The organism is Achromobacter sp. NPDC008082, from assembly GCF_042957345.1.
GTDB lineage: Bacteria > Pseudomonadota > Gammaproteobacteria > Burkholderiales > Burkholderiaceae_B > Achromobacter > Achromobacter kerstersii_A.
This window is the reverse complement of the sequence record NZ_JBIBIB010000002.1, coordinates 984817-997318: the sequence shown is the minus strand read 5'-3', so window position 1 is coordinate 997318 and position 12502 is coordinate 984817. Positions and strand designations below refer to the sequence as shown.

10 protein-coding genes are annotated in these 12502 nt (G+C 62.4%); 2 read left to right on the top strand and 8 right to left on the bottom strand.

Going from position 1 to position 12502, the window contains the following annotated elements:
• Window positions 1–23: 23 nt before the first annotated feature.
• From ACFZAI_RS11575 to tldD, 7 genes are all read right to left on the bottom strand, one after another.
• Window positions 24–764: an IclR family transcriptional regulator gene (locus ACFZAI_RS11575; protein ID WP_391567111.1), complete on the bottom strand. Its 741-nt coding sequence runs from the start codon at window positions 762–764 to the stop codon at window positions 24–26.
• A gap of 89 nt (window positions 765–853) precedes the next feature.
• Window positions 854–1570 carry an SDR family NAD(P)-dependent oxidoreductase gene (locus ACFZAI_RS11570; protein ID WP_391566994.1) on the bottom strand — a complete coding sequence of 239 codons (717 nt, stop codon included), beginning with the start codon at window positions 1568–1570 and terminating at the stop codon, window positions 854–856.
• 11 nt (window positions 1571–1581) lie between these two features.
• Window positions 1582–2100: a 2,4'-dihydroxyacetophenone dioxygenase family protein gene (locus ACFZAI_RS11565; RefSeq protein WP_391566993.1), complete on the bottom strand. Its 519-nt coding sequence runs from the start codon at window positions 2098–2100 to the stop codon at window positions 1582–1584.
• A 6-nt stretch (window positions 2101–2106) separates the two neighbouring features.
• A complete protein-coding gene (locus ACFZAI_RS11560; protein WP_391566992.1) occupies window positions 2107–3075 on the bottom strand; it encodes a Bug family tripartite tricarboxylate transporter substrate binding protein in 969 nt (322 codons plus the stop codon).
• Between the two features lie 261 nt (window positions 3076–3336).
• Window positions 3337–4746 (bottom strand): FAD-binding oxidoreductase, encoded by a 1410-nt coding sequence (locus tag ACFZAI_RS11555; RefSeq protein ID WP_391566991.1) that lies wholly within the window; start codon window positions 4744–4746, stop codon window positions 3337–3339.
• Window positions 4747–4846: 100 nt separating this feature from the next.
• Complete coding sequence (gene aroG / locus ACFZAI_RS11550; protein ID WP_391566990.1) at window positions 4847–5956, bottom strand: 3-deoxy-7-phosphoheptulonate synthase AroG; 1110 nt, start codon at window positions 5954–5956, stop codon at window positions 4847–4849.
• 240 nt (window positions 5957–6196) lie between these two features.
• Window positions 6197–7657 carry a metalloprotease TldD gene (gene tldD / locus ACFZAI_RS11545; protein ID WP_175177709.1) on the bottom strand — a complete coding sequence of 487 codons (1461 nt, stop codon included), beginning with the start codon at window positions 7655–7657 and terminating at the stop codon, window positions 6197–6199.
• 879 nt (window positions 7658–8536) lie between these two features.
• On the opposite strand from tldD, the gene ACFZAI_RS11540 reads away from it, so the two are divergent.
• On the top strand, window positions 8537–8920 hold the full coding sequence (locus ACFZAI_RS11540; RefSeq protein ID WP_391566989.1) for an H-NS family nucleoid-associated regulatory protein: 384 nt from the start codon (window positions 8537–8539) through the stop codon (window positions 8918–8920).
• Window positions 8921–9006: 86 nt separating this feature from the next.
• Here ACFZAI_RS11540 and ACFZAI_RS11535 read toward each other — a convergent pair whose 3' ends face one another.
• Window positions 9007–9645, bottom strand: a complete 639-nt coding sequence (locus ACFZAI_RS11535) for a DUF4136 domain-containing protein (RefSeq protein WP_391566988.1) — start codon at window positions 9643–9645, stop codon at window positions 9007–9009.
• Window positions 9646–9794: 149 nt separating this feature from the next.
• Between ACFZAI_RS11535 and pepN the strand changes: the two genes are divergently transcribed.
• Window positions 9795–12500 (top strand): aminopeptidase N, encoded by a 2706-nt coding sequence (gene pepN, locus ACFZAI_RS11530; protein WP_391566987.1) that lies wholly within the window; start codon window positions 9795–9797, stop codon window positions 12498–12500.
• The last annotated feature ends 2 nt before the right edge of the window (window positions 12501–12502 follow it).

Genomic DNA, 12502 nt, shown 5'->3' with positions numbered 1-12502 from the left:
TGTCGCTGAAAAGCCGCACGCAATCAGGCGGAATAATCCAGCAGCGCCAGTTTTCGGGAGATGGCGGCGCAGGTGTCGACCAGCGGCTGGATATAACTGTCCACCCGGTTTTCGCTCATGCGAAATGCCGGAATGCTCAAACTGACGCACGCCACGGGCTGGCCCTGCTTGTCGGTAATGGCGCAACCGAAGCAGAAGATGTCCTTCTCGTTTTCTTCGCGGTCTTCCGCAAACCCCTGGCGGCGGATCTGCTCAAGCTCTTTGCGCAACGCGTCCGGCGTGCGCAGCGTGGCCGCGGTGAACACCTTGAAATCCAAGGTTTGAATGATGGCGTCACGCGCGTCGGGGTCCAGATGCGCCAGATACGCTTTGCCGACCGAACTGGAATACATCGTGACGCGGCTGCCCAGGCGCGAATTCATGCGAACCGCCTTCGGGCTTTCGAGCTTGTCGATGTAGGTCATCTCGGCGCGGTCCGGCACCGCCAGATGCACGGTCTCTTGCGTGTGCGCTTTAAGATCGAACAGATGGTCTTTGCACAGTTGCCGGATGTCGGAACTTTCCAGCGCACGGCTCGCCAGGCTGACCAGCCGCGGCCCCAAGCCAAACGTCTGGCCGTTGCGCTGCTGCACGATCAATTGTTCGGCCAGCAGCGCATCGACGATGCGGTAAATAGTGGGCCGCGGGTAGTCCAGCCGGGCGCTCAGTTCGTTCACCGTCCAAGCCGTTTCGCCGCTGGATGCGATGACATCCAGCACGCGCATGAACTTGGAAAACGAGGCCGTGCCGGCGACCGGCTTGGCGCTGGAGGCGGGGCTTGACGAAGGCTTGTCGCGAGCGATTTTCACGCGGGTCAGGTTACCATGTAGCCCCCGTCCACCGGCATCACCACCCCCGTCATAAAGGCGGCGGCAGGCGAACACAAGAACACGACGGCTTGCGCCACATCGGCGGGCAGCCCCCAGCGTTTCAGCGGTGTGCGTTCCAGAATGCGCGAGGCGCGCGCGGGATCGTTTTGCAGCGCTTGCGTCAACGGCGTGGCGATCCAGCCCGGCGCCACCGCGTTCACGCGGATGCCCGCATCCGCGTAGGCAATGGCCAAGGACTTGGTCAGTTGCGCCACCCCGCCCTTGCTGGCGCTATACGCCGGCACCAGCCCGCCCCCAAAAAAGCTCAGCATCGACGCCGTGTTGACGATGCAACCCTGGGCGCGCGCCAATTGCGGGTGCAAGGCTTCGCACACGCGCATGGTGCCCGTCAGGTTGATGTCCAGCACACGTTCGAACACCGGCAGCTTGAATTCTTCTTGCCGGAAGATCACGCCCGCGCAGTTGATGAGCATGTCCACGCGGTCCAGCGTAGCGGCAAACGCCGCCACGTTTTCCGCATGCGTGACGTCCACCGTCACCACCTCGACGCCCGCAGGCGGCGCGTCAGACGAAGGCAAGCCCACCGCAATCACACGCGCGCCCAATCGTGCCAGGGCCTCGGCCACGCCATGGCCCAGGCCTTGCGTGCCGCCAGTCACCACGGCGGTCTTGCCCTTGAACAAGTCAGTCTGAAAACTCATGGGGGATGTCCTCAGCGCACGAATTGGTCGACGTAGTCTGTACCCAGGCCCACGCTTTCGTAGTGCTTGCGGCACATGTCCAGCTTGGTGAACACGTCTTCGTATCCGGTGTGGCGGCCTTCGCTGTCGCAGTAATACATGACGCCGTTGACCTGAAACATGGTGATCATTTCTTCCACGTCGTCAGGCACATACAAGGTATGCGTTTCGCCCGGCGGCTCGAAGACGTAGCTGCCTTCGCGCGCGATCCAGTCGTGTTCCAGATAGCGCCACGATCCCTTGATGACGTAGCCGTGCACCGCCTGGGGATGGCGGTGGCAGCTCAGCACGCCCGACTTGCGCACGCGCAACAGGTTCATCCAATAACCCTGCGACACGTTCAGACAGAGCGGCCGGAACCAGACGTTGTCGGCCTGCGGCACCCAGACGCGCTCGTCATCCGGAATGACGCTTGGCACGACGATGTCGGGCAACGCTTCCTTGGGGTTGGGGTAACGGTATGGGGTGGGGATAGCAGATGTCGTCGTCATCGCGGCTCACTTGATGCTCAAGGTTTTCAGGACCTGAGCGTAATCAGCGGTCTCGGCCGCCATCTTCTTTTCGAAGGTGTCGCTATCGGCGTACACATAGCCCAGGTTCTGCGCCTTGATCGCCGAGATCAGTTGCGGGTCCTGCGCCACCTTTTCAAAAACTTCCTTCAGCTTGGTCACCGTTGCGGGGGGCATGCCCTTGGGGCCGGCTATGCCGCGCCAGGTGCCATAGGCCACATCCAGGCCCTTCTCTTTCGCGGTGGGCACGTCGGGAAATTCGGGCACGCGCTTGTCGCTCATCAAAACCAGCAGCCGCAGCTTGCCGGACCGCACATATTCCGAGGCCTCGGCGGGGCTCGTCGCCACCGCATCCAGCTGGCCGCCCAACAGGTTCAGCAGCGCAGGCCCCGAACCGGGAAACGGAATGTGCGTGAAGCGCGTGTCCGACTTCACTTCGAACGCGCTGAGCGCCACGTCGTAGATGGAACCCGTGCCGGACGTGCCCACATTCAAGGTAGCGGGCGCCTTCTTCGCGGCCGCCATGAATTGTTCCAGCGTCTGGTACGGCGAATTGGCCGGCACGACGATGGCTGCCGGGTCGGCGTTCAACTGCACCAGCGGCGTGTAATCCTTGTACGTGTGATCGAACAGGCCCAGCAGCGGCAGGATCACGAATTCCGCGGTCACAACCGTCAGCGTGTGGCCGTCGTTCTTGCTGTTCAGCACATACTTCCAGCCCACCGCCCCGCCCGCGCCGGACTTGTTCAGCACCACCATGCCCTTCGGGAAATACTGCGCCGACACTTTGGCGAAGGTGCGGGCCACGGCATCCGTGCCGCCGCCCGGCTGGAACGGCACCACCAGCGTGACGGGCTGATTCGGATAAGCATCCGCCGCCTGCGCATGCGCCGGCAACGAAGCCGTCAAGCCCGCCGCAAGCAGGCTGGCCACCATCAAGCCTTGTCTCATCAACATCCTTGTCTCCTTTGTCATGGCCGGGTTTTCTGTTGAAACCCAGTCCGCTTTGTGGGATGCGCAGACGGCATTTCTGTTTGTCCATATTGTGGACAATTGTCTACGAAAATTCAGAATAAAGGATTTGGCTTGCCGTGTCACTGGAAAACTAGCGGCGGTGGATGCAATGCGCGGGGGGCGATCAGGCAAAAAAAACCGACGGGCAAGGCCGTCGGCTTTTCGGAATTCGCGGGGAAAGGCGCGCCGCTTTCCCTTGACCCACTACCAGGACACGATCTTGCCCGGGTTCAGGATGTTGTTCGGATCAAACGCGTGCTTCAGGCTGCGCATCAAATCCAGCGCATCTTCGCCATGCTCTTCCGCCATAAATTGCATCTTGTGCAGGCCCACGCCGTGTTCGCCCGTGCAGGTGCCGTCGGCGGCAATCGCGCGGCGCACCAGATTGTGGTTGATGGTTTCCGACTCTTCCCATTCCTGGGGGTTGTCGGCGTCCAGCAGCATCAGCACGTGGAAGTTGCCGTCGCCCACGTGGCCGACGATGGTGTACGGGAAGCTGGCGCGGTCCAGTTCTTCAACCGTGTCGCGCACGCAATCCGCCAGGCGCGAGATCGGCACGCAGACGTCGGTGGTGCTGGCGCGGCAGCCGGGGCGCAGTTGCAAGCCCGCAAAGTAGGCGTTGTGACGCGCGGTCCACAGGCGGCTGCGGTCTTCGGGGCGTTCAGCCCATTCGAAGTCCATGCCGCCATGTTCGGCGGTAATGGCTTGCACGGTTTCGGCCTGCTCTTGCACACCGGCCGGGCTGCCATGGAATTCAAACACCAGCAGCGGGGTTTCGCGCAGGGTCAGCTTGCTGTACTGGTTCACCGACCGCACGCTGGCCGCGTCCATGAATTCGACGCGCGCAACCGGCACGCCCATCTGGATGATTTCGATGACGCTTTGCACGGCGTCATCCAGCGTGGGGAAGTTGCAGACGGCGGCCGACACGGCTTCGGGCTGCGGGTACAGGCGCACGGTCACTTCGGTAATGATGCCCAGCGTGCCTTCGCTGCCGATGAAGATACGCGTCAGGTCGTAGCCCGCCGACGATTTACGTGCGCGCCCGGCCGTGCGGACGATGCGGCCATCGGCGGTCACCACCGTCAGCGACATCACGTTTTCGCGCATGGTGCCGTAGCGCACGGCGTTCGTGCCCGATGCGCGCGTGGCGGCCATGCCGCCCAGGCTGGCGTCGGCGCCCGGATCAATCGGGAAGAACAAACCGGTGCTGCGAATTTCTTCGTTGAGCTGCTTGCGCAACACGCCGGCCTGCACCGTGGCGGTCAGGTCTTCGGCGTTGATCGCCAAGACCTTGTTCATCTGCGACAAGTCCAGGCTGATGCCGCCCTGGATCGCCAGGATGTGGCCTTCCAGCGACGAGCCCGCGCCGTACGGAATCAACGGAACGCGATGCTCATTGCACAGCTTGGCGACCTCGGCGACTTCTTCGGTGGTGTGCGCGAAGACTACGGCGTCCGGCAGCATGGCCGGATACGGCGATTCATCACGGCCGTGGTGTTCACGCACGGCAGAGGACTCAGACAGGCGGTCGCCAAAGCGCGCGCGCAGGGCATCCAGACAGGCGGCCGGCACCGCGCGGCGCAACGTTTCAGCGTGCAAAGGAGCGTTCATGATCAGCGTGTTCTCGGGTTCGTTAACCGGAATATTCTACGCCGCAACGCATGCTGCACCGCAAACCGCCCCAGGCAGGCGGCTTGCGGTGTGTCTTGCCTTATTTGCCAGAGGTCAGCGCGACGCGGCGGCGCTCACGCACTGCGTGCGCCAGACGCTCCAGCACCGCCACCGACGCATCCCAATCAATGCAGCCGTCAGTGATACTTTGGCCATACACCAAGGGCTTGCCGGGCACCATGTCCTGGCGGCCGCCCAGCAGATGGCTTTCCACCATGACGCCCACCAGGCGCGCGTCGCCCGCTTCCATTTGGCGCGCTACGTCTTCGATCACGCGCGGCTGGTTTTCGGGGTCTTTGCTGCTGTTGGCGTGGCTGGCGTCCACCATGATGCGTTGCGCCAGACCGGCCTTGGACACGTCCTGGCAGGCCGCGTCAACGCTGGCCGCGTCGTAGTTCGGCGTCTTGCCGCCGCGCAGGATGACGTGACAGTCTTCGTTGCCGGCCGTCGACACAATCGCCGAATGCCCGCCCTTGGTCACCGACAGGAAATGGTGCGGCTGCGACGCCGCCTTGATCGCGTCGACCGCAATCTTCACATTGCCATCCGTACCGTTCTTGAACCCCACCGGACACGACAGGCCGGAAGCCAGCTCGCGATGCACCTGGCTTTCCGTCGTCCGAGCCCCGATCGCCCCCCAGGAGACCAGATCCGCGATGTACTGCGGCGTAATCATGTCCAAGAACTCGCAACCTGCCGGCAGCCCCAGGCTGTTGATGTCCAGCAGCAGTTCACGGGCCACGCGCACGCCCTTGTTGATGTCGAAGCTGCCGTCCAGGTCGGGATCGTTGATCAGCCCCTTCCAGCCGACGGTGGTGCGCGGCTTCTCGAAATACACGCGCATCACGATTTCCAGGTCAGCACTCAGACGGTCACGTACCGGCTTCAGACGCTTCGCATATTCGATGGCAGCCCGCGTGTCGTGGATCGAGCACGGCCCGATCACGACGATCATGCGGTCGTCCATGCCGTGCAAGATGCGGTGCATGCCTTGGCGGGCGGCGAAAACGGTATCGGACGCCTCTTTCGTGCATGCGAACTCGCGCATCACGTGCGCGGGCGGATTCAGTTCCTTGATTTCTCGAATGCGAAGGTCGTCGGTATTGTGTGACACGGTACTGCTCCTGGGTTGCCCGCCAACGGGGTCCATCCCGATCGGTCTCCCGATCCCGGCGGCACAAAAAAAGCCGCCAGTTCGCTGGCGGCTTTTTTGGGGGGGATTCTTTCCAAACTTCAGATTGAGCGCGTCCCTTCCTCCGCCAGCGGCTTCAGAAACTTATAAAAATAAAAGTAAAAGGCGGGGGACGCGAATTTCATGGGGATTGACTCTAGCACAAAACTTTTTGGCCGTCACATCGTTTTTTAAGGATGCGACGGCCGAAATTCACGCTCAGGCGGTGCCGCCCACGGTCAGGCCTTCCATGCGCACGGTCGGCATGCCCACGCCCACCGGCACGCTCTGGCCGTCCTTGCCGCACGTGCCCACACCCGAATCCAGCTGCAAGTCATTGCCGATCATGGTGACGCGGGTCATGGCGTCAGGGCCGTTGCCGATCAGGGTGGCGCCCTTGACGGGGTACGTCACCTTGCCGTCTTCGATCATGTAGGCCTCGGAGGCCGAGAACACGAACTTGCCGCTGGTGATGTCGACCTGGCCGCCGCCGAAATTCACCGCGTACAGGCCGCGCTTGACGGACGACACGATTTCTTCAGCAGGCTTGTCGCCGGCCAGCATGTAGGTGTTGGTCATGCGCGGCATCGGCAGATGCGCGAACGATTCGCGGCGGCCGTTGCCGGTAGCGGCGGTTTTCATCAGACGCGCGTTCAGCGTGTCTTGCATGTAGCCGCGCAGGATGCCGTCTTCGATCAGCACATTGCGTTGCGTGGCGTTGCCTTCATCATCGATATTCAGCGAGCCGCGGCGGTCAGGCAGCGTGCCGTCATCCACCACCGTCACGCCCTTGGACGCCACGCGCTCACCGATCCGGCCCGAGAACACGCTGGAACCCTTGCGGTTGAAGTCGCCTTCCAGGCCGTGGCCCACGGCCTCGTGCAGCAGGATGCCGGGCCAGCCCGAACCCAGCACCACCGTCATTTCACCGGCGGGCGCGGGGCGCGCTTCCAGGTTCACCATGGCTTCGTGCACGGCGCGTTCCACATACCCTTGCAGCATTTCGTCGGTGAAGTAGGCCAGGCCAAGGCGGCCACCGCCGCCTGCGTGACCCATTTCGCGGCGGCCGTTGCGCTCGGCGATCACGGTCAGCGACAGGCGCACCAGCGGGCGCACGTCAGCGGCCAGGCGGCCATCGCTGCCGGCCACCAGCACCACATCGTATTCAGCGCCCAGGCCTGCCATGACTTGAATGACGTGCGGGTCGCGAGCGCGCGCCATGCGTTCAATACGTTCCAGCAGCGCGACCTTTTCCGGTGCGCTCAGCGTCGCGACGGGATCAATGTCGGCATACAGGCTGCGGCCCATTTCGGCTTCGACCTGCGCCGCCACCTTGACCTTGCCGGCGCCACGGCGCGCAATGCCGCGCACGGCATGCGCGGACGACAGCAACGCGTCCGCCGACAGCGAATCGGAATAGGCGAAGGCGGTTTTCTCGCCGCTTACCGCGCGCACGCCCACGCCCTGGCTGATGGAGAAGCTGCCCGTTTTGACGATGCCCTCTTCCAGGCTCCACCCCTCGCTGCGCGTGTACTGGAAGTACAGGTCGGCGTAGTCGACCTTATGGGTGAAGATTTCACCCAGTGCGCGCGCCATGTCGGCTTCAGTCAGACCCCAGGGGTCGAGCAGCAGCGATTTGGCGGTGGCAAGGGATGCAATGGCGGGATCAATGATTTTCATAGGCTCTATTCAGGGGGCATCGGCGCGGCACGGGTGCGCACATGCGTGGACGCTCAAGATCGTATCGTACCGCCGACCGGGGTCCGGCGTCCTGCGCAAGCGACAAAAGAGACACACCCCAAAGGGGCTTGCCGGCCGCGCCGCCCCGGATCGCGTGCGGACTGGCGGCGGCGGAAAATGCCGTCGATTATTCACAGATGAATCAGATGGGGCCGCAATACTGAGTATCAAGTTAAGTAATTACAACTAAAGATTGTTCGATCACATAACAGTTTTTTGCACGTGAATCGCTTACACGTTGCTTACAACATGGCATCCACGATCTTGGCAGACAAGGGGCGCCGCGTCGTTCCAGGTCGTCATACAAGTGGTAAGAAAATGCAGTCCACCCTGCTCCTGACGGCACTTCTGTGGCCCATACCATTCTCATAAACCAGGAATGCCAAAATGCATAGCGACAAGGTTCATCAACACAAGTAGGGCCAGTTCGGTCGTCTGACCTCGCTTCTGAAAACAGGTATACCTCGTAGACTTTAAAACGGAGCAACCGTCTCCACCTTCTGCGCTTGACGCCTTCCGCGCCTCGATCCGCGCGTCAAATGAAACAAAACCGCTCTTGATTGGGGCCTGTACGGCGCATTCGTACGCCCTGTGAGCCAAACGTAGATTTGTTTCAACCCGTCCCAAATTTGGGAATATCTTTCCCAATACTTGTTCCAGGGGGACATCCGCAAGCCTAAAGGCTATGCGACTCTTTTGATACAAAGTAATTAGTCCGAAAATAGAGAAGTCAAGGCGTAACTTCTGTATTATGCGAAGCACAACAAATAAACATAACTTCGCCGGCGATTAAAGCAGTTCCATAATCAGGAATAAACCATGGCCCGAGAAACATACGCAGCACTGCAAGCAAAGATCGAGAAAGAAATCAACAAGCTTCAAAAGAAGGCGGAAGTCCTTCAAACGAAGCGTCGCAAGCCCGTGATCTCTTCCATCATCACCTCCATGCGTGAATACGACATCACGCCTGAAGAAATCATCGCCGCCTATGGCGCCGGCAAGCCGGCCCGCGCTGCCACTGGCGGCCGACGCAAGGCTGGCGCGGCTCCCCGCCCCGCCAACGCTGCCAAGCGCGCCGTTGCTCCGAAGTATCGCCACCCGCAAACGGGCGAGACCTGGAGCGGCCGCGGTAAAGCCCCGCGCTGGCTCGCCGCTGAGGAAGCAACTGGCGCCACACGCGACAGTTTTCTCATCAAAGAATAAAAGCTATTCCGCAGTAAGAAATAAATCGGCGCACCAAATTGGTGCGCCGATTTTATTTATGGAACGTCTTCAGAAGGCAGTCAGACTTAGCGAAGCGGGAATTCAATCTCGCGTTCCGCCCCGTTATTTCCGGGGAAATTGTCAAATATTGCACGCACCAGATAGGGCATTGTGTGCATGAAATCATCACCCTGGCTGAGTATGAAGGCCGTGGAACGATATACCTCGGCGCCGCCCCGCTGGGTATCGCGGATCTTCAAGTTCAGCGTATTGCGCTGGACCGCCATGGGAACGTCGACCCAATCCGGGCCCCAATAACCGTAGCCCGGACCCCACGGGCGCGGGCCGTACGGGCCGCCGTAGCCATAACCGCCATAGAAGTACGGGTCATACGGGCGGCGCACCATGATTTGGGTTTGGCTGGTGCCGTAAGTGAACGACACATCAAAACGGCCTTTGGCTCCGGGTGGCGCTTCGACCAGCCCGGTCGCGCCGATGCCGGCGCGCACCATATCCTGATAAGACTGGTATTCCAGATTATTGACCTGATTCGGATCGGACGCGACGAACTGATAGGTCTGGCCTTCAACGCCGGTTGGCCATTGCTGGAATGAAGTGACCCGAGCCGACACCGTAGGGGCTGCGCAGCCCGTCAATGTCAGCGCCCCCGCCACGGCCAATAATCCGGCCCAACGGCCAACTCTGAACATGGACATTCTGGACATATTGCGACTCCTGTAGCGCGCGACGGCGCCATCATACTGAGCTTTGACTGGGGCGACGGCAAAAAGTTTGCCCTAGTCCGCACGCCCCAGCCTTGCGCCCGCGACCACCTACTACAATAGACTCCTCGTTCAACCAGGACTGCAACTCCATGCGCACCGACACGCCCATTACCGTTTATCGCAAGGACTACCAGCCCTACCCCTACGACATTCCCGAAGTCGCTCTGGCCTTCGACTTGGCGCCCGACGCCACCGAAGTGCGCTGCACGATGCACGTGCAGCGCAAGTCCGGCGCCAGCGCCGACGCCGCTCTGATCCTGGATGGAGAAGATCTGGAACTCGTCTCGGTAGGCGTCAACGGCAAGGCGCTGGCCGCCGACGGCTATCACCTGTCGGATCACAACCTGGCCATTTACGGCCTGCCCCAAGACGCCACCGTGGAAATCGTCAGCCGTTGCAAGCCATCGGCCAACTCCACGTTGATGGGTTTGTACGTATCGGGTGGCAATTTCTTCACGCAATGCGAAGCCGAAGGCTTTCGCCGCATCACCTGGTTTGCCGACCGCCCCGACGTAATGTCGCGCTACCGCGTGACGCTGCGGGCGCAGCCGCAATACCCGGTGCTGCTGTCCAACGGCAACCTGATGGCGTCGCGCCAGCTGCCCGACGGCCGTAACGAGGTCGAATGGGAAGACCCGTTCCCCAAGCCCTGCTATTTGTTCGCGCTGGTTGCCGGCAACCTCACGCATCGCGAAACCACGGTCAAGACGGCCAGCGGCCGCGACGTGCTGCTACAGGTATATAGCGACCCGGGCTCCGAAACCAAAACCGAATGGGCGTTGGATTCGCTGGTGCGCGCGCTGCGCTGGGACGAAACCCGTTTCGGCCTGGAGCTGGATCTGGACCGTTTCATGATCGTCGCCGTGCACGACTTCAATATGGGCGCGATGGAGAACAAGGGCCTGAACATCTTCAACGCCGCCTACGTGCTGGCCGACGCCGACAGCGCCACCGACGCCAACTACGAAGGCATCGAATCCGTTATCGGACACGAATACTTCCACAACTGGACGGGCAACCGCGTCACCTGCCGCGACTGGTTCCAACTGAGCCTGAAAGAAGGCCTGACCGTTTTCCGCGACCAGGAATTCAGCGCTGACATGATGGCGCACGGCATGGACGAGGCGGCTGCCGCCAGCGCCCGCGCCGTCAAGCGCATTGACGACGTCGTCGCCCTGCGCGCCGCTCAGTTCCCCGAAGACGCCGGCCCCATGGCTCACCCCATCCGGCCCGAGAGCTACCAGGAAATCGGCAACTTCTACACGGCCACCGTGTACGAGAAAGGCGCCGAAGTCATTCGCATGCAGCACACGCTGCTGGGCGAAGCCGGGTTCCGCGCCGGCATGGACGAGTATTTCCGCCGCCACGACGGCCAGGCCGTCACCTGCGACGACTTCGTCGACGCCATGGAATCGGTGTATGTGCGCCAGCACCCCGGCCGCGATCTCTCGGTGTTTCGCCGCTGGTATCGCCAGGCCGGCACGCCGCGCGTCACCGTCCGCCTGGACCATGACGCCGCCGCCCGCCGCTGCACAGTCACGCTGACGCAGGACTGCCAGCCGGTAGGCGTCGAAAGAAAGGCTGGCGCCGACTACGTCAAGGCGCCGTACCACATCCCGTTTGCCATCGGCCTGCTGGACAAAGACGGCCGCGCCCTGCTGCTGCGCCATGACGGCGCGGCGAACGAAACCGCGCTGCTCGAGCTCACCACGCAGAGCCAGCAATGGGTGTTCGAAGACATTGCCGAACGCCCTGTGCCGTCGCTGCTGCGCGACTTCTCGGCCCCGGTCATCGTCGACTACGACTGGACCGACGAAGAGCTTGCGCTGCTGTCCGCCCATGACACGAACCCGTTCGCCCGCTGGGAAGCCGGCCAGGAATTGGCCACGCGCCAGATCCTGGCGCTGGCCGAAGCCCGCCAAGCCGGCCGCACGTTGCACGCCGACGCCGCCTTCATCGAAGCCTGGCGCGCCCTGCTGACCGACCCGGTGATCGACGCCGCCTACCGCGCCCGCGCGCTGGCGCTTCCGTCCGAGAAGACGCTGGCCGAACGCATGCAAGCCGTGGACCCGCCCGCGCTGGCCGTTGCCCGCGACTTCCTGCGCGCCGAACTTGGCCGCCAACTGGCCGCCGAATTCCGCCAGGCATTCGAGCAGAACCAGACGCCGGGGGAATACAGCCCCGCCCCCGTGCCGGCCGGCATGCGTGCGCTGAAGAACCTGGCGCTCGGCCACCTGATGGCCGCTGGCGAGCACGATGCCCAGCGCCTGGCTGAACAGCAGTACGAACGTGCGGGCAACATGACGGACAGCATGGCGGCGCTGTCGGCCCTGATCAATTACGGCCAGGGCGACTTCCCGCAGGAAGCGCTGGCCGCGTTCTACGACAAGTGGCGCGACAATCCGCTGGTGGTCGACAAGTGGTTCGCCTTGCAGGCCGCCGCCCGTTCAACCACCGTGCAAACGGCGCGCGAGCTGATGACGCACCCCGCCTTCACGCTGCGCAATCCGAACCGCGCCCGCGCGCTGATTTTCCAGTTCTGCCTGAACAACGCGCGCGGCATGCACCATCCGGATGGTTCCGGCTACACGTTCTGGGCCGAGCAGGTGCTGGCGCTGGACGCACTGAATCCGGAAATCGCAGCGCGCCTTGCCCGCGCGCTGGACAACTGGTCGCGCTTTGTACCGGCGCTGCGCACGCCCATGCAGGCCGCCCTGCAACAGGTGCGCGCGCATGAGGGCCTGTCGCGCAACGTGCAGGAAATCGTATCCAAGGCATTAGAATTCGCAGCATAGGG